This window comes from Paracraurococcus ruber, assembly GCF_004353985.1.
Classification (GTDB): domain Bacteria; phylum Pseudomonadota; class Alphaproteobacteria; order Acetobacterales; family Acetobacteraceae; genus Paracraurococcus; species Paracraurococcus ruber.
On the sequence record NZ_SMOA01000066.1, the window covers coordinates 1 to 17512 of the forward strand.

Here is a 17512-nt window from a genome sequence, read left to right on the forward strand (position 1 = left end):
TCCCCGCCGCTGCGCGCCCTGCCGCCGGCGCGCCGCGGCCGCCGGCCGGCCAGGCCGCGCACCGACTGGGGCCGGCCCGACCCGCTCGACCCCAACCTCCGCCCCGCCCGCCCCTGGCAGCCCCTGTCCGACGCGGAATGGGAGGCGCTGGCCGTCACCCTCCGGGCGCTCGGCTGCGGGCTGCGCGGGCCCGGCGGCAGCCCCGCCGGGCGGGAGATGGCCGATCCCCGCGCCCGGCTGGACGCCATCTTCCGCGGCTGCACCATGAAGTGGGACGGCCCGCAGGGCCCCTATCGCGCCCCCTGGCGGGCGCTGCCGCCGGCGCTCGGCAAGCCGGACACCGTCAGCCGCAGCCATCGCCGCTGGGCGCATGCCGGCCTCTGGCGCCGCCTGCTGGAGGAGGTGTGCCACCCGCAGGCCGAACCCGTCCGCCGCGACCTCGCCCACTGGGTCTGCTGCGCCTATCGCCGCGCCATTCGCGTGATGGGGCTGCGCGCCGTGCTTTTCGCCCGCCGCCTCGGCCAGCACAGCGCGCTGCCGGCGCCGCCGCACTGGCTGCCGCAGCCGGCGCTGCTGGGCCCCTGGCAGCGGCTCTGCCAGGGGCTGCTCGACGCCCTGCTGGCGGGCCGGGCCTGGCGGCCGCCGCCGGGGCTCGACGGCGTCGGGGGCCTTGCCCTGCTGCGGGACCGGGTGCTGGGCCGCCAGCCCCTGCCGCGCTGGGCGGAGCCGGCCTGATGCCCCGGCCGGGGCATTCGTCCGAAAAGGATATCAAGGGCTTGTCGGCCCTGCGCCGGCAGGCTGTAGGATCGCCGGGCGAGGAAACGGAACCGCACGGCATGCCGATCAGCTACGACCACCTGATGAACTACCCGATCCCGGAGGTGCGGCAGGCGCTGCGCTGGCAGGACGTGGCGCTGTACAATTTCTCCGTCGGGCTCGGGCAGGACCCGATGGATGAGCGGCAACTGGATTTCCTCTACGAGCCGCGGCTGAAGGTCATGCCGTCCATGCCGGTGGTGCTGGCCTCGCCCGGCTTCTGGTCGCGCAACCCGGATACCGGGATCGTCTGGCAGCAGATCCTGCATGGGGAGCAGGGCCTGGTCCTGCACCGGCCGCTGCCGACCGAGGGCGAGGTGGTCGGCCGCAGCCGCATCACCGGCCTGGTCGATCGCGGGGAGGGCAAGGGCGCGCTGATGTATTCCGAGCGCGAGATCCTGGACGCGAAGACCGGCGCGCTGCTGGCGACCAGCACCAGCACCAGCTTCATGCGCGGCAATGGCGGCTTCGGCGGGCCGGGCGGGCCGGTGAAGCAGCCGCATCCCGAGCCGGCGCGCGAGCCCGACCTGGTGGTGGACCTGGCGACGCGGCCGGAACAGGCGCTGGTCTACCGGCTGAACAGCGACCTCAACCCGCTGCATATCGACCCGGCGGTGGCGCGGCAGGCGGGGTTCGACCGGCCGATCCTGCACGGCCTCTGCACCTTCGGCACGGTCTGCCATGCGCTGCTGCGCAGCCTGTGCGACTACGACACGGCGCGCTTCGGCCGGATGGACCTGCGCTTCTCCTCCCCGGTCTTCCCGGGGGAGACGATCCGCACCGAGATCTGGCGGGAGGAGGGCGGCGCCGCCTTCCGTGCCCGGGTGGTGGAGCGCGACAAGGTGGTGGTCTCCAACGGGCTGTTCCGCCTTGCGTGAGGCACCGGCCGCGCCGCTGGCCGGGCCCGACCCGGCCGGGGCGGGGGGCAGCCCGTCCGATGACCGGAGCGGCCACCGGCCGGGCAGGCCTGGATCGGCCGGGCCGAACATGACCGCGCGCGATCACGGGAGCGGCCATCGGCCGCGTCTCCCTGTCGCCGCGGCCGAGGACGAGGCACCGCTCCCCTGGCAGGGCGGCCCGGTCATCGTGTTCGATACCGAGACGACCGGCGCCGCCAGCGGCGACCGGGTGGTCTCGCTGGGCGCGGTGCGGCTGGATGCGGGGCTGGAGCCGGAGGCGACGCTGCACCTGGCCTTCGCCCCCGGCATCCCCTGCCATTGGGGCGCCTTCCGGGTGCACGGCCTCTCCGATGCCTTCCTCGCGCTGCACCCGCCCTTCGCCGCGCATGCGGAGGAAGTCGCGGCGTTCTTCGGCGGCCTCGCGGCCGCGGCGCACAACATGCCCTTCGACCGCCGCATGCTGGGCGGCGAGTTCGACCGGCTGGGCCGGCCGCTGCCCTGGGGCGCGGCGCATTGCACCCTGCGGCTCTGGCGCCGGGCGCATCCGGGGCAGCGGGCGGGCCTGGCCCATGCCGCCGCCGCCTGCGGCCTGGCGCGGGAGACCGGGCTGCATGGCGCGCTGGAGGATGCCTGGCTGGCGGCGCAATTGCTGCGGGCGCTGCACGGGCTGCCGCCGGCGCCGATGCGGCTGCACGGCTTCAGCAACAGCCCCGCGACCGTGGAGATGGACGCATGACCGCCCCGCACGATGCCGCCGCGCGCGCCGAACGCTTCGTCGCGCTGCACGCATCCGGCTGCTTCCTGCTGCCCAATGCCTGGGATGCCGGCAGCGCGCGGCTGCTGGCCTCGCTGGGGCCGGCGGCGCTGGCGACCACCTCGGCCGGCGCGGCCTGGGTGCTCGGGCGCCAGGACAGCGCCCTCGGCCGGGCGGAGTCGCTGGCGAATGCCGCGGCCATCCTGGCGGAGACCACGCTGCCCGTCTCGGCCGACCTGGAGGACGGCTTCGGCCCGGCGCCGGAGGACTGCGCCGCGACTGTGCGGGCGGCCATCGAGGCCGGGCTCGCCGGCTGCACCATCGAGGACACGACGCGCGACGCCGCCGCGCCGGTCCATGGCTTCGACGCCGCGGTGGCGCGGGTGCAGGCGGCGGTGGCGGCGGCGCGGGGGAAGGGCCGGCCCTTCGTGCTGACCGCGCGGGCGGAGAATTTCCTGCACGGCCGCCCGGACCTCGAGGACACGGTGCGGCGCCTGGTCGCCTTCGCCGAGGCGGGGGCGGATTGCCTCTACGCCCCGGCGCTGCCGGACCTGGATGCGGTGCGCCGCGTGGTGGCGGCGGTGGCGCCGAAGCCGGTGAATGTGCTGATCGGCCCGCGCGCCGGCCTGGTGCCGATGGAAGCGCTGGCCGCGGCCGGGGTGCGGCGGGTGAGCCTGGGCGGGGCGCTGGCGCGGGCGGCCTATGGCCAGGCGCTGGACCTGACGCGCGCGCTGCTGGGTGGCGACCTGCCGCGCATGGCCGCGGTCATGCCGCATGCGGCGGTGAACGGGGCGATGCGGCCGGCCGGAGTGGGGCCTTGAGGCGGCCGGCGCCCTCCGCCGCGCGCGCCCGCCAGGGGGCCGCGGCCGCGTCCGACCCCCGCCGCGGGCGAGCGCGGGAGGACCGCATGCCACGCATCCGATGCGCGCCCCGCCGTGACGCCGCCGCCCGGGGCTGGACCGTCCGGCGGGTGCGGTCTACCTCATGCGCCGACCCGGGAGGGATCCGATGATCAACAAGATCGTGGCCTCGGTGGCCGAGGCGCTGGACGGCATCAGGGACGGCGCGACGGTGCTGATCGGCGGCTTCGGCTCGGTCGGCCAGCCGGACGTGCTGATCGAGGGGCTGATCGAGCAGGGCGCCAAGGACCTGGTGGCGGTGCTGAACAATGCCGGCGTCGGGCGCGTCGGCGTGGCGCGGCTGATGGAACTCGGCCGCGTCCGGAAGATCATCTGCTCCTTCCCGCGCAGCAGCGACCCGGTGGTGTTCGAGACGCTGTACCGCGAGGGCCGGATCGAGCTGGAGATCGTGCCGCAGGGTACGCTCGCCGAACGCATCCGCGCCGCCGGCGCCGGCATCCCCGCCTTCTACACCGCGACCGCGGCCGGCACGCTGCTGGAGCAGGGCAAGGAGGCGCGGGAGTTCGACGGCAAGCGCTACGTCATGGAACGGGCGCTGCGCGGCGATGTCGCGCTGGTCGAGGCCTGGGAGGCCGACCGCTGGGGCAACCTCGTCTACCGGGGGTCGGGGGCGAACTTCAACCCGGTGATGGCGATGGGGGCGGACCTGACCATCGCGCAGGTGCAGCACATCCGCGAACTCGGCGAGCTGCATCCGCACATGATCATGACGCCCGGCGTCTATGTGAACCGCGTGGTCCAGGTGGACCGCGGCGGCGACTGGCTGAAACCCGAAGCGGCCTGAGAGGAGAGCGAGACATGCCCTTCACCCGCGACCAGATGGCCGCCCGCCTCGGCGCCGACGTGCCGGAAGGCTGGTGCGTCAACCTCGGCATCGGCATCCCCACCATGGTGGCGAACCATGTGCAGGGGAAGGAAGTGATCTTCCAGTCGGAGAACGGCGTCATCGGCATGGGCCCGGCGCCGGCCAAGGGCGCCGAGGATCCCTGGCTGATCAATGCCGGCAAGCAGCTGATCACCCTGGCGAAGGGCGCCAGCTTCGTCGGCCATGCCGACAGCTTCGCGATGATCCGCGGCGGGCATATCGATCTCTGCGTCCTCGGCGCCTTCGAGGTCGCGGAGAATGGCGACCTGGCGAACTGGGCGACCAGCGAGAACGACACCGCCCCGGCGGTCGGCGGCGCCATGGATCTGGCGGCGGGTGCCAAGCGGCTCTGGGTCATCATGGAGCACACGACGAAGGATGGCCGCCCGAAGCTGGTGGAGCGCTGCGGCTATCCGCTGACCGGCCTGGCCTGCGTGCGGCGCGTCTACACCAACCTGGCGGTGATCGACGTGCTGCCGGAGAAGGGCTTCGTCCTGGTGGACCTGGCGCCCGGCGTGACGCTGGACGAGGTGCGCGCCAAGAGCGGCGCGGCGATCCACACGAATTGAACTCGAGGGGTCCAGGGGCCTTTCGGCCCTTGGTGGGGAGTGCAGAGGGGCTTTGCCCCTCTGCGAGGGGAGTAGCGTCGAATGAGCGCCGCCGAGACGGACGACCGCGCCGAATCCATCCGCATGATCCGCGACAGCGCCGCCGCGGTGGCGCCGCGGGGCGGCGACCTGAAGCGGGTGCGCGACCTGCGCTGGCAGGATCCGGGCTTCGATGCCGGGCTGTTCCGCCAGATGGGCGAGATGGGCTGGATCGGCCTGCGCGTGCCGGAGGCGCTGGGCGGCGCCGGCCTCGGCGTGGCCGAGATGTGTGGCCTGGCCGAGGAACTGGGCGCCGGGTTGGTGCCGGAACCGCTGATCCCCTGCGCCCTTTCGGCCCAGCTGCTGGCGGCCTGCGGCGGCAAGGGGCGGCTGCCGGCGCTGCTGGCCGGAGACGCGGTGGTGCTGACCGCCTGGCAGGAAAGGGCCGATACGCTGGAGGTGCCGGGCAGCCCCGATGCGCCGCGGCGCTTCCTGCCCATGGCCGCCGGCGCCGATGTCTTCCTGCTGCCGTTGCGGGAGGGCGGCAGGCTCGCGCTCTACGAACTGCCGGCGGAACGCTGCGCCCCAGCGGTCGAGCGCACGCAGGATGGCGGCAATCTCGGCACGCTGCAGCCGAACCTGCAGGACGCGACGAAGCTCGCCGACGATGTGGGCACGGCGCTGGCCGATGCGCTGGACGAGGCCGCGCTGGTCACGGCCGCCTATCTGCTGGGCGGCATGGAGCGGGCCTTCGCCATGACGCTCGACTACCTGAAGACGCGACAGCAATTCGGGAAGATCATCGGCACCTTCCAGGCGTTGCAGCACCGCGCGGCGGATGTGCGCATGCAGGTTGCGCTGACGCGGGCCAGCATCGACTCTGCCGCCGCGGCGCTGGATGCCGGCGCGGCCGGCGATGCGCGGCGCGCCGCGGTGTCGCGGGCCAAGGCGCGGGCCGCCGAAGCCAGCCTGCGCGTGACGCGCGAATGCATCCAGCTGCATGGCGGCATCGGCTACACCGACGACTACGATGCCGGGCTCTATCTGCGGAAGGCGATGGTGCTGGCGAACCAGTATGGCAGCGCGTCGCTGCATCGCCGGCGTTTCATGGCGGCGAGCCCGGAGGTGGAGGAATGAGCGCGTCGAGCCAGCCGCAGGCCAGCGGGGCCGAGGTCCCGGTGATCCGGGTGATCGAGGAGCGGGACGGCCCGGTCCTGATCCTGACGATGGACCAGCCGGCGCGGCGCAATGCGCTGGCCATGCCGATCCGCATCGCGCTGATCTCGGCCCTGGAACGGGCGCAGGCCGACAAGGCGGTGCGCAGCGTCGTCATCACCGGCTCCGCGGGGCATTTCTGCTCGGGCGGCGACATCTCCGGCATGGATGTGAAGGATGCGCTGAGCGGGCGGGAGCGGATGCGGCTGACGCACCAGCTCATCCGCCTGATGGTGCTGGGGTCCCTGCCGGTGGTGGCGGCGGTGGAGGGCGTCTGCGTCGGCGGCGGGCTGTCGCTAGCCTGCGCCTGCGACACGGTGGTGGCGGCGGAGGATGCGCGCTTCGCCGCCGGCTTCGGCAAGATTGGGCTGATGCCGGATCTCGGACTGCCGCACACCCTGCCTCTGCGGGTCGGGCAGGGGCGGGCGCGGCAGATCATGCTGTACCACACGATGCTGAGCGCGCCGGAGGCGGAGCGCATCGGCATCGTCGACCAGGTGGTGCCGCGGGGCCATGCGCTGGCCACGGCGCTGGAGAAGGCGCGCTTCCTGGCGGAGCAGGCGCCGGCGCCGATGGCGCTGACCAAGCAGATGCTGGGCGAAGGGCTGGACCGCGCGCTGGAGCAGGAGCGGCATTTCCAGTCCACCCTGTTCCTGACGGCGGATTTCGCCGAAGGGCGCGCCGCCTTCCTCGGCAAGCGCAAGCCGCAATTCAAGGGAGACTGAGATGGATGCCATCCGCATCCCGCCGCCGGCCGAGCTCGACGCGCTGGAGGACGAGCATTTCCGCCAGGTGGTCCGCGCCTTCCTGCACGCGAACTATCCGGAGGATCTGCGCAACCCGCCGAAGCGCCTGCACTGGGCGGAGAACAAGGGCTGGTATCTCCGGCTGGCGGAAGCGGGCTGGCTCTGCCCTGGCTGGCCGAAGGAGAATGGCGGCCTCGGACTCTCGCCCGCCAAGCAGATCATCCTGACCGAGGAATACGAGCGGCACGGCGTGGCGCGGACCAACGACCATGGCATCGTCATGCTGGGGCCGCTGGTGATCAAGTACGGGACGGAGGAGCAGAAGCAGCGCTTCCTGCCGAAAATCCTGACCGGCGAGCATATCTGGTGCCAGGGCTATTCCGAGCCGGGCGCGGGTTCCGACCTCGCGGCGCTGCGCACGGAAGCGGTGCTGGACGGCGACCACTACGTGGTCAACGGCCAGAAGATCTGGACCACGCTGGCGATGGACGCCAACTGGATCTTTCTGCTGGTTCGCACCGACAAGGCCGCCAAGAAGCAGGAGGGGATCAGCTTCCTGCTGGTGGACATGCAGACGCCGGGCATCACCGTCCGCCCCATCATCAACCTCGAGATGCATGACGAGTTTTGCGAGGTCTTCTTCGACAACGTCCGCGTGCCGAAGGAGAACCTGGTCGGCCAGCTCAACAAGGGCTGGGACATGGCCAAGGCGCTGCTGGGGTTCGAGCGCATCTTCCTCGGGTCCCCGCGGCAATCGGCCTATGCGCTGTCGCGGCTGAAGATCCTGGCGGAGCGCATGGGCGTCTGGGAGGAGCCGGCGTTCCAGGACCGCTATGCCCGGCTGCGGCTCGACCTCGAGGACCTGAAGGCGCTGTACGGCACCTATGTGGACCGGCTGAAGCGCGGCGAGTCGCTCGGTCCCGATGTCTCCATGCTGAAAATCCTGCAGACCGAGCTGTTCCAGGCGATCACGGATGCGATGCTGGAGATCGCCGGCGAGAATGCCGGATTGATGGAGCCGATGGAGGGCAACCGGGACCTCAACATCGGCGGGCTCTACATCCAGGCGCGGCCGGCCACGATCTATGGCGGCAGCAACGAGATCCAGCGCAACATCCTGAGCAAGAACGTGCTGGGGATGCCCGGCTGAAACTCCTGGTGTCCAGAGGCCCTTCGCCCTCTGGCGGGGTGAGCGCGAGGGGGGCGGGGCCTCTCTCGCATGACGGGAGGTGATCATGCGCTTCGCGGGCAAAACGGCGGTGGTCGCCGGCGGCGCCTCCGGCATCGGCTTGGCGATCCTGCGCGGCCTGGCCCGCGAAGGCGCGCGCGTGCTCTGCGCCGATGTCAGCGACGAACGCCTGGCCGCCGTCGCGCAGGAGTTGCCCGAGGCGGTCGTCACGCGCGCCGATGTCACGCGCGAGGCCGAGGTCGAGGCGATGATGGGGCTGGCCGTCGAGCGCTTCGGCGGCCTCGACTGTTCCTTCCACGTCGCCGGCGCGTCGCGGCCCGGCTACCTCGTGGACCTGTCGGAGCAGGACTGGGACTTCACCACCGATCTCTGCCTGAAGGGCGTCTTCCTCTGCATGAAGCACGCGGCGCGGCACATGCTCGGGCGCGGCGGCGGGGCGATGGTGAACATCGCCTCCCTCAATGCGCATGTCCCGATGCATGCCGGCGCCGCCTACGCCTCCGCCAAGGCGGGGGTGGAGATGCTGACGAAGAACGGCGCGCTGGAATGGGGGGCGGAGGGGGTGCGGGTGAATGCCGTGCTGCCCGGCCTGGTGCAGACGCCGCTGACGAAGCGGCATTTCGACAACCAGGCGGCGCTGGACGCCTTCCTCGCCCGCATCCCGCTGGGCCGGGCGGCGCAGCCGGAGGACATCGCCGGCCCGGCGCTGTTCCTGGCGAGCGAGGAGGCGCGCTACGTCTCCGGCGCCAGCCTGCTGGTGGACGGCGCCTGGGCGGTGTCGGGCTATCCGGACATGCGGCCTTTCCGCGGCGCGCCGGGCTGGCCGAAGCCCGGCTGACCGCGCGGCGGCGCCCGGCGCATTGACCGGTCCCGCCCGTCGCCCGACCATGGGGAGAGATCGCGGCGGCGCCAGGCGCGCGGCATCCCCCCACGGGGTCGGGCCGCGTCCAAGGGCATCCCGCCCGCAAGCGACCGGGACAGAACGCATGACGGACCTCTGGCGGCTCTCCGCCACCGACCTCGCCGCGCGCATCAGCAGGCGGGAGGTCTCGGCGCGGGAGGTGGCGCAAGCCGCCCTCGCGCGCATGGAGGCGGTGAACCCGCGCCTCAACGCCGTGGTGATGCCCGATCCGGAGGGGGCGCTCAACGCAGCCGCGGCGGTGGATGCCGTGCTGGCGCGCGGCGGCGATCCGGGACCGATGGCGGGCGTGCCCGTCACCATCAAGGTCAATGTGGACCAGGGGGGGTGGCCGACCACCAACGGGCTGCGGCTGCAGAAGGACCTGCTCGCCTACCAGGACAGCCCGGTGGTGGCGAACCTGAAGCGGGCGGGTGCGGTGATCCTGGGGCGGACCAACACGCCGGCCTTCTCCCTGCGGTGGTTCACCCGCAACTCCCTGCATGGCGCGACGAGGAATCCGCGCGATCCCTCCATCACGCCCGGCGGATCCTCGGGCGGCGCGGCCGCGGCGGTGGCGGCCGGCATCGGCGCGGTGGCGCATGGCACCGACATCGCCGGGTCCATCCGCTACCCTGCCTATGCCTGCGGCGTGCACGGGCTGCGCCCGACGCCGGGACGGGTGCCGGCCTGGAATTCGTCGGGCCCCGACCGCGGCATCGGCGCGCAGATCACCGCCGTCTCCGGCCCGCTGGCCCGGCATGTCGCCGACCTGCGCCTGGCGCTCAAGGCGATGAGCACGGCGGACGCCCGCGACCCCTGGTGGGTGCCGGCGCCGCTGGAAGGCCCGCGCTTCCCCCGCCGCGCCACGCTCTGCGTCGCGCCGGATGGCATGCCGGTGGCGCCGGAGGTGGAGGCGGCGCTGCGCGACGCCGCCCAGCGCCTGCGGGCAGCCGGCTGGACGGTGCAGGAGGTGTCGGGCCTGCCGCCGCTGCGGGAAAGCGCGGCGCTGCAGATGCTGCTCTGGCTGGCCGAGACACGGCGCGGCGGCGGCGCGGCAATGATGGAGCGGGAGGGCGACCCGGACGCCATCGCGGTCTACGGCTTCATGGAGCGGCTGACGCCGAACCCCGACCTGGCCGGATTCCAGGATGCGCTGCAGAAGCGGCTGGGGTTGCTGCGGGAATGGCTGGGGTTCCTGGAAGGTTCGCCGCTGGTGCTCATGCCCGCCTCCGGCGCGCTGCCCTTCCCCGACCATGCCGATGTCGCGGGGTTCGAGGCCTTCCAGGCGATCGCCGAGGCGCAATTGCCGCAGGTGGGGCTGCCGATGCTGGGGCTGCCGGGGCTGGTGGTCTCGACCGGGCTGGTCGGCACGGTGCCGGTCGGGGTGCAGCTGGTGGCCAGCCGCTACCGGGAGGATGTGCTGCTGGCTGCTGCCGAGGCGATCGAGGCCGGTGGCGTGCCGCCCATGCCGGTGGAGCCGGCATGAGGGCCTGGCCGCTGGTCGTCCTGCCGCTGCTGGTGGGGTGCGCCACGGGCGGTGGATGCGAGACGGTGCTGGCCAATGCCTCCGGCCGGGTGGTGGAGCAGGTCTACCTGGCCCGCGCCGGCGAGGCCTGGGGACGCGACCTGGCGGCACCGGGGCAGGTGGCGCCCGGCGGCACGCTGCCGCTGCGCTTCGCCGGCCAGGGCAGCCACGCGCTGCGGATCGTCTGGGCCGATGGCCGGGCGGCGGAAATGCCGGCGGTGGAGGCCTGCAAGGTGCAGCGCATCACCGTGCGCGACACCGAGCTGGTGGGGGAGTAGGGAAGGCGCCGCCTGGGCCTGCGCCCCGGCGCGGGCAGCCGACCGGGTTGCCGGCGACATGCGTGGCTGTCCAGGCGCCGGCAGGCACGGCGCCAGCGCTCCCCCTCCCGATGCCGCCGCGGATTGCCGGAGACTTGGCGCGAAGTGGTCGTTACGCCGTGCCGAGGCCCATTCCGCCGCTGGGCGCCGCCAAGCTTCACTTTCAACGGTGCGGCCGGCCCTGCCGCGGCAGGGCGCGGTGCCGGCCGGTTCGGCGCTATTCCGCCGCCAGCGCCACCGTCCGCGCCGGCAGCACCGCCCGCAGCGCCGCCACTAGGTCCGCGATCATCGCATCGGTGTGGAAGGGCGTGGCGCAGAGGCGCAGCCGTTCCGTGCCGCGCGGCACGGTCGGGTAGTTGATCGGCGTGGCGTAGAGCCCGTGCTCCTCCAGCAGGCGGCGGGCCACCTGCCGGCAAAGCTCCGCCTCGCCCACCATCACCGGCACGATGTGGCTCGGCCCCGGGCAGCGCGGCAGGCCGGCGGCGTCCAGGGCCGACTTCAGCGCCGCGGCGCGCTCGGCGAGCCTTTCCCGCCGCGCATTGTCCTGCTTCAGGGCGCGCACGCTGGCCAGCGCGGCGGCGGAGACGGAGGGTGGCAGGGCGGTGGTGAAGATCAGCCCGCTGGCGACGCTGCGGATGTAGTCCACCAGGTCGGCCTCGCCGGCGATGTAGCCGCCGAACACGCCGAAGCCCTTCGCGAGCGTCCCCTCGATCAGGTCCACCCGGTGGGCGACGCGGTCCCGTTCGCTGATGCCGCCGCCCGTCGCGCCGTAGAGGCCGACGGCATGCACCTCATCCAGGTAGGTCATGGCGCCGTACTTGTCGGCAAGGTCGCAGATGGCGGCGATCGGGGCGATGTCGCCATCCATGGAATAGACGCTCTCGAAGGCGATCAGCTTCGGCGCCGCGGCCGGGGCGGCGGCAAGCTTGGCCTCCAGGTCGGCCAGGTCGTTGTGCCGCCAGATCACCTTCTGTGCGCCCTTGGCGCCGCGCATGCCGGCGATCATGGAGGCGTGGTTCTTGGCGTCGGAGAAGACGATGAAGCCCGGCAGCGCCTCCAGCACGGAGGAGATCGCCGCCTGGTTGGCGATGTAGCCGGAGCCGAAGAGCAGCGCGCCGGACTTGCCGTGCAGCGACGCCAATTCGCTTTCCAAAGCGGCATGCAGCGGCGAGGTGCCGGAGATGTTGCGGGTGCCGCCGGCGCCGGCGCCATGCGCCTCCACCGCCCGGGCGGCGGCGGCCAGCACGGCGGGGTGGTTGCCCATGCCGAGATAGTCGTTGGAGGACCAGACGGTCACTTCCCGCACCCCCTGGGGCGCGTGCCAGCGATAGACCGGGAAGCGGCCGGCCAATTTCTCCAGATGCGCGAATTCGCGGTAGCGGCCTTCCCGGCGGAGGGCGCCGAGAGTGTCGCGGGCATGGGAAAGCAGGGCGGCGCGGGTTTGCATGATGGCCGGGGCCTCTAGCACGGGCGCGGCAGGGTATCTCGGCATGGTCAGCAAAAACCCAATGAGGTGGCCGCAACCCAGTGCCGCGGCGGGGACGATCCTCAGCCTGGAGGACAACGGCCGGGGGCAGCCATGCGCCATGATTCAGATCAACCGGGCCCGGCCGACGGCGCGCCCGGGGCGGCGCCGGTGCCGGCCGGCCGCGGCATGGCGGGCCATCCCGCAGGGTCACGGCGCCCCCTCCCCCCGGGGGCGGTTCGCGCTGGCCGGCGATCTGCCCTAGTCTCCCGGCGGCCGGCCTGCCCGCGCCCTCGGCCCCTGGGACGGCCGGCGCGGGCAGGATGCCGGCCTCGGCGGGTCGGGACGGGGACGGGCGATGGATATCGGCATCCTGCAGCAGCGGCGGATCGAGGCCGCCTTCGCCAAGGGCATCTACGAGGAGATGGCCGCCGAACTCGGCGCCGAGCGGGCCAAGGCCATCCTGTCCCGCGCCGTGGTCAAGCTGGCGAAGCAGGCGGCGGCGCAGATGGCGGCGGACGCGCCGGGCGGCCCCAGCCTCGACCATTTCGAGGCCATCCAGGAACGCTGGACCCGCGACGACGCGCTGCGGACGGAGACGGTGGCGCGCGACGCCACCCGCTTCGAGTTCAATGTCACCCGATGCCGCTATGCCGAGATGTACCGGTCCATGGGCCTGGCCGAGCTTGGCGCCGTGCTGTCCTGCAACCGAGACGGCGCCTTCTGCGAGGGCTATGACCCCCGCCTGAAGCTCACCCGCACCCAGACGCTGATGGGCGGGGCCAGCCATTGCGACTTCCGCTACCGGATGGAGGACACGTCCGGTGCCTGAGCGGCTGCACCGCCACCTGAAGCCGCTGCTGGCCGATGACTGGGCGGCGGTGGACCCGGAACTGCCGCGGCTGCTGGAGATGCTGTTCGCCCGCAGCGCCGGCGAGGACTGGCACAAGGCCGGCACCTTCAAGGACCACCTGCTGGGGGTCTGCCGCACCCTGACCCTGTGGGACCAGCCGCGGGAGGTGCGGCTGCTCGGCCTGTTCCACAGTGTCTATTCCAACGAATATGTCGACCTGAAGCTGTTCGACGGCAGCGGCAACCGGGCGGAATTGGCCTCGGCCCTTGGCGGGGAGGCGGAGCGGCTCATCCACCTGTTCTGCACCATGTCGCGGACCCTGTTCACCCAGCGCCTGCTCGCGGAGGAGGACCTGCCCGAGGAAGGCATGGTGCTGGAACGGGAGGGGGCGCCGGACATCCTGCTCTCGGCCCGCGACGTCGCGGTCTTCGCCATCGCCACCATCGCCGATGTCGCGGAGCAGTGGCATTCCTGGCAGGACGAGATCTTCGCCGGGTTTCCCTTCCAGAAGCCGCGCCCGGTGCGGGAGAACTGGGCCGCCTCGCTCTGGCCCGGTCCCCTCAAGCCGACGGCGACGGCGCTGTCGATGCTCTCCCGCCTCGGCCGCGTGCTGGCCGACCTGCCGGAGGAATGGGGCCTGCCCACCCCGCCGGTCTTCGCCCGCTGCACCGCGGTGCTGGACCCGGCCGAGGAGATGGCGGCCGTGACGCTCTACTGGCAGGCGGTGACGCGCGGCCTGCCGATGGGCGGCATGGGCCCGACCCACCGGGCCCTGGAAGCCTGCATCGCCCACAACCCCTATGTCGGGGAGCCGCGGCTGATGCTGGCGCAACTGGCGCTGGTGGCGGGCGACTGGGAGATGGCGGCGGGCCATGCCCGGGCAGGGCTCGATCTGCTGCAGGATTGGGGCGTGGCCTGGGACAAGCGCATCGCCTGGTCCGGCTGGGTGGCCTGGGCGCGCATCCTGCTGCAATCGGCCGAGGCGAAGCGCTGGCCGGAGAGCCTGACCGGGCTGAACGGGCTGGGTCTGGTCGGCGGGTAGCGCGGGCCGGGACGGCCGCATCGCGCCGGACTTGCCTGCCCCCCCACAACCGGGTGGCAAGGCCGTGTCGTCCAGCCTGCCGGGCGGCGCCGGCCTTTCCCGCCGGCCGCCGCCGGGCCATGGTGCGCGCAACGAAACGCCCCGGGGAAATGCCATGCCACGCCTCACGCGCCGCGCCGCGCTCGTCCTCCCGCTCGCCGCTCCCTTCGCCGCCCGCGCCCAAGGCGGCTGGCGCCCCACCCAGGCCATCCGCATCATCGTCCCGGCCGCGCCCGGCGGCACGGCCGATATCAGCGCCCGGCTGCTCGCGCCCTTCCTGCAGCAGCATTACGGCCAGAACTGCGTGGTGGAGAACCGCTCCGGCGCCGGCGGGGTGATCGGCACCGCCGAGGTCGTGCGCGCCACGCCCGACGGCCACACCCTGCTGCTGGGCAATATCGGGCCGCAGGCGATCGGGCTGTCGCTGTTCCGCAACCTGCCCTACCGGCAGCAGGACCTGCTGCCGGTCTGCGGCACCGTGCGCGGGCCGAATGTGCTGGTGGTGCATCCCTCCGTCCCCGCGAACAGCGTGCCGGAGCTGGTGGCGCATCTGAAGGCCAATCCCGGGAAGCTGTCCTACGGATCCCCCGGGGTGGGGCAGAGCCCGCACCTCACCGGCGTGTGGTTCAACCAGGCGACGGGGACCGAGGCGATCCATGTTCCCTTCCGCGGCGCCGGTCCGGCGGCGATGGAGCTGGTCGCCGGCAACATCCAGTACATGTGGGACAACCTGACCAGCGGGATCACGCAGATCCGCGCCGGCCGCGTGCGCGCGCTGGCGGTCAGCAGCGCCGACCGCAACCACCAGCTTCCCGACATCCCCGCGGCGCGGGAGACGATGCCGGAACTGGCGCGCTTCGACGTCAACACCTGGTTCGGCATCTTCCTGCCGGCCGCCGCGCCGCGGCCGGTGGCGGAAAGCCTGAACGCCGCCATGAAGGCCTGGCACGAGACGGACGAGGTGAAGGCCCGCTGGCGGGAGATGGGCGGCGTGTCGCTCTACGGCACGCTGGAGCAATACGCCGCCTTCGTCACTGCCGAGGTCGAGAAATGGGGCGCCGTCATCCGCAAGGAGGGGCTGCAGCTGGAAGTGGGGTAGAGAGAAAAAGAAAGCGCCGGGGGAAGGTATTCCCCCGGGTCCCCTTCCATTTCTGTGGGTTTGGCGCAGGCCGCGCGGGGAGCGCCAATCCCCGCATTCCTCAGCCCAGCTTCCCCACTTCCGCCTCAAGCGCGCTCCAGGCCGTCGCGCCGAAGCGCTCCCGCCAGCGCGCATAGAACCCCCCGGCCAGCGCGGCGCGGAAGCCGGCCGTGTCGGCCTGGTTCAGCACCATGCCGCGCCCGGCTAGCGTGCTTTCCAGCCGCTGGTTCAGCGCATCCGTGTAGGCGCGTTGCGCCGCCACCGCCCGCTTCGCCTCCCGCATCGCGATGTCCCGCACATCCTCGGGCAGCGACGCCCAGAAGCGGGCATTGGCCAGCAGGTTGAAGCCGGACCACATATGGCCGGTCAGGCTCATGTAGCGCTGCACCTCATACAGCCGGTTCACCTCGGTGATGACCAGCGGGTTCTCCTGCGCCGCCACGCTTCCGTCGCGCAGCGCGGCGTAGAGTTCGCGGATATTGACCGTCACCGGCTCGGCGCCCAGCGCGCGGAACAGGTCGCGGAACATCTCCCCGTCCGGCACGCGGATGCGCAGCCCCTGCAGATCGGCCGCGCCGTTGATGGGGCCGCGGTTGGAGGAGATGTGGCGGAAGCCGTTCTCCAGCGTCGCCGAAGGCAGCCAGATGATCCCCTTGGCCAGGCATTCCCGCCGCAGCAGGTCGCCGAAGGGCCCATCCATCACCCGGTGCACCTCGACATGGCTGCGGAAGGCGAAGGGCAGGCCCTGGATCTCCATCACCGGCACGGCGCGGCCGAGGATCCCGCCCATCAGGGTGAAGAATTCCAGCTCCCCCGAGACCAGCATCTCCAGCGCCTGCGGGTCGGAGCCCGGGACATTGCCGTTCTGCGCATGGACGGTGACGGCGAGGCGCCCGCCGGTTTCCGCCCGCACGGCATCCCAGAGCCCGACCAGGAAGCGGTGCTGGTGGCTTTCGGCCGGCTGGTTGTGGAACTGCCGGCCGGTCCAGCGCGGCTGGGCCTGCGCCGCCACGGCACCCAGCACCGGCACCGCCAGCGCCGCCCGGCGCGACAAGCCCGTCATCCCGGCTTCCCTCCCCATCCGTTGGTCGAAGCATAGACCGCGCCCGCCGCGCCGGGGAACCGCCCCGGGGCCGGATCGACAAAGCCGGCCCCGTCCTCCAGAAGGCGCCTCCAGACGAACGCATCCGTTGAGGGAGGAGTGGCCCGATGAGGCTTCGGACTTCGCTGCCGCGCCGCGCGGCGCTGGCCATGCCCGCCCTGCTGCTGGCGCCGCGCGCCCGGTCCCAGCCGCAGGCGCCGGCCTGGCGGCCAGGCCAGTCCGTCCGGATCATCGCCGGCGCGGCGGCCGGCGGCACCACCGACATCATGGCCCGGCTGGTCGCGCAGCACCTGCAGGCGCGCTGGGGCACGCCGGTGGTGGTGGAGAACCGCACCGGCGCCGGCGGCACCATCGGCACCATGGAGGTGGTGCGGGCGCGGCCGGATGGGCTGACGCTGTTCAGCGGCAATGTCGGGCCGCAGGCGATCGCCTATTCGCTCTACCGCAACCTGCAATACGGGCCGGACAGCCTCGCCGACATCGCCGGCACCATCCGCGGTCCCAACGTGCTGGTGGTGAATGCGGCGACGCCGGTGCGCAGCATGGCGGAATTCGCCGCCTGGCTGCGGGCCGACCCGGGCAAGGTCAGCTATGCCTCGACCGGCGTCGGCCAATCGACCCATCTCTCGCCGGTCTGGCTGCTGCAGTTGCTGAATGCGCAGGCGGTCCACGTGCCCTATCGCGGCAGCGCCCCGGCGCAGACCGAGCTGCTGGCGGGCAATGTCGGCTTCCTGGTGGACAACCTGACCGGCGTCATCGAGCAGGTCCGCGCCGGCCGCCTGCGCGCCCTGGCGGTGACCAGCGCCGAGCGCAACGCGGCGCTGCCGGAGGTGCCGGCGATGCGGGAGACGCTGCCGGAGCTGGCGGGCTACGAGGTGAACACCTGGTTTGGCATCTTCGGCCCGGCCGGCCTGCCCGCGGCCGTGACCGCCGCGCTGAATGCCGAGGTGAACGGCTTCCTCGACCTGCCGGAGACGCGGCGGCGGTTCGAGGAGCTGGGCGGCGTGCCGCTGCGCCTCGCCCCGGCCGATTTCACCGCCTTCGTCCGGGCGGAGATCGCCAAGTGGCGCGCGGTGATCCAGCGCGAAGGGCTGCAGCTGGACGCGAGTTGACGCCGGCGCGGCCCGACAGCAGCCTGG

General features: G+C 72.8%; 18 protein-coding genes. 16 read left to right on the forward strand and 2 right to left on the reverse strand.

The window, feature by feature from the left end; all coding sequences use genetic code 11:
- The 12 genes from E2C05_RS14045 to E2C05_RS14100 form a co-directional block, all read left to right on the forward strand.
- Positions 1-735: transposase (locus tag E2C05_RS14045; RefSeq protein WP_133220272.1), on the forward strand; the 735-nt coding region annotated here is incomplete at its 5' end.
- Positions 736-836: 101 nt separating this feature from the next.
- Entirely contained in the window at positions 837-1694 is an 858-nt protein-coding gene (locus E2C05_RS14050) for a MaoC family dehydratase (RefSeq protein ID WP_133220273.1), read from the forward strand.
- 109 nt (positions 1695-1803) lie between these two features.
- Positions 1804-2451 carry a 3'-5' exonuclease gene (locus tag E2C05_RS14055; RefSeq protein WP_133220274.1) on the forward strand — a complete coding sequence of 216 codons (648 nt, stop codon included), beginning with the start codon at positions 1804-1806 and terminating at the stop codon, positions 2449-2451.
- Positions 2448-3290 carry an isocitrate lyase/PEP mutase family protein gene (locus E2C05_RS14060; RefSeq protein ID WP_133220275.1) on the forward strand — a complete coding sequence of 281 codons (843 nt, stop codon included), beginning with the start codon at positions 2448-2450 and terminating at the stop codon, positions 3288-3290. The genes E2C05_RS14055 and E2C05_RS14060 overlap by 4 nt, the downstream gene beginning before the upstream one ends.
- Positions 3291-3477: 187 nt before the next feature.
- A complete protein-coding gene (locus E2C05_RS14065; RefSeq protein WP_133220276.1) occupies positions 3478-4173 on the forward strand; it encodes a 3-oxoacid CoA-transferase subunit A in 696 nt (231 codons plus the stop codon).
- A 14-nt stretch (positions 4174-4187) separates the two neighbouring features.
- Entirely contained in the window at positions 4188-4823 is a 636-nt protein-coding gene (locus tag E2C05_RS14070; RefSeq protein WP_133220277.1) for a 3-oxoacid CoA-transferase subunit B, read from the forward strand.
- 81 nt (positions 4824-4904) lie between these two features.
- Positions 4905-5978 carry an acyl-CoA dehydrogenase family protein gene (locus E2C05_RS14075; protein ID WP_133220278.1) on the forward strand — a complete coding sequence of 358 codons (1074 nt, stop codon included), beginning with the start codon at positions 4905-4907 and terminating at the stop codon, positions 5976-5978.
- On the forward strand, positions 5975-6781 hold the full coding sequence (locus E2C05_RS14080; RefSeq protein WP_133220279.1) for an enoyl-CoA hydratase/isomerase family protein: 807 nt from the start codon (positions 5975-5977) through the stop codon (positions 6779-6781). Before E2C05_RS14075 ends, E2C05_RS14080 begins: the two co-directional genes overlap by 4 nt.
- Before the next feature lies 1 nt (position 6782).
- Positions 6783-7952 carry an acyl-CoA dehydrogenase family protein gene (locus tag E2C05_RS14085; protein WP_133220280.1) on the forward strand — a complete coding sequence of 390 codons (1170 nt, stop codon included), beginning with the start codon at positions 6783-6785 and terminating at the stop codon, positions 7950-7952.
- Between the two features lie 85 nt (positions 7953-8037).
- Positions 8038-8829: an SDR family NAD(P)-dependent oxidoreductase gene (locus tag E2C05_RS14090; RefSeq protein ID WP_133220281.1), complete on the forward strand. Its 792-nt coding sequence runs from the start codon at positions 8038-8040 to the stop codon at positions 8827-8829.
- 148 nt (positions 8830-8977) lie between these two features.
- Positions 8978-10378 carry an amidase family protein gene (locus E2C05_RS14095; RefSeq protein WP_133220282.1) on the forward strand — a complete coding sequence of 467 codons (1401 nt, stop codon included), beginning with the start codon at positions 8978-8980 and terminating at the stop codon, positions 10376-10378.
- Positions 10375-10695, forward strand: a complete 321-nt coding sequence (locus E2C05_RS14100) for a hypothetical protein (RefSeq protein ID WP_133220283.1) — start codon at positions 10375-10377, stop codon at positions 10693-10695. Before E2C05_RS14095 ends, E2C05_RS14100 begins: the two co-directional genes overlap by 4 nt.
- A 256-nt stretch (positions 10696-10951) precedes the next feature.
- On the opposite strand, the gene hemA is transcribed toward E2C05_RS14100, so the two are convergent.
- Positions 10952-12181: a 5-aminolevulinate synthase gene (hemA, locus tag E2C05_RS14105; protein WP_133220284.1), complete on the reverse strand. Its 1230-nt coding sequence runs from the start codon at positions 12179-12181 to the stop codon at positions 10952-10954.
- 376 nt (positions 12182-12557) lie between these two features.
- On the opposite strand from hemA, the gene E2C05_RS14110 reads away from it, so the two are divergent.
- From E2C05_RS14110 to E2C05_RS14120, 3 genes are all read left to right on the forward strand, one after another.
- A complete protein-coding gene (locus E2C05_RS14110; RefSeq protein WP_133220285.1) occupies positions 12558-13031 on the forward strand; it encodes an L-2-amino-thiazoline-4-carboxylic acid hydrolase in 474 nt (157 codons plus the stop codon).
- Entirely contained in the window at positions 13024-14094 is a 1071-nt protein-coding gene (locus E2C05_RS34650; protein WP_133220286.1) for a DUF6817 domain-containing protein, read from the forward strand. The genes E2C05_RS14110 and E2C05_RS34650 overlap by 8 nt, the downstream gene beginning before the upstream one ends.
- 154 nt (positions 14095-14248) lie before the next feature.
- A complete protein-coding gene (locus E2C05_RS14120; protein WP_133220287.1) occupies positions 14249-15232 on the forward strand; it encodes a Bug family tripartite tricarboxylate transporter substrate binding protein in 984 nt (327 codons plus the stop codon).
- Positions 15233-15332: 100 nt separating this feature from the next.
- Here the strand turns inward: E2C05_RS14120 and E2C05_RS14125 are convergent, their stop codons facing one another.
- On the reverse strand, positions 15333-16334 hold the full coding sequence (locus E2C05_RS14125) for a TRAP transporter substrate-binding protein (protein WP_158292117.1): 1002 nt from the start codon (positions 16332-16334) through the stop codon (positions 15333-15335).
- 146 nt (positions 16335-16480) lie between these two features.
- Between E2C05_RS14125 and E2C05_RS14130 the strand changes: the two genes are divergently transcribed.
- On the forward strand, positions 16481-17485 hold the full coding sequence (locus E2C05_RS14130; protein WP_240046735.1) for a Bug family tripartite tricarboxylate transporter substrate binding protein: 1005 nt from the start codon (positions 16481-16483) through the stop codon (positions 17483-17485).
- Positions 17486-17512: the final 27 nt, after the last annotated feature.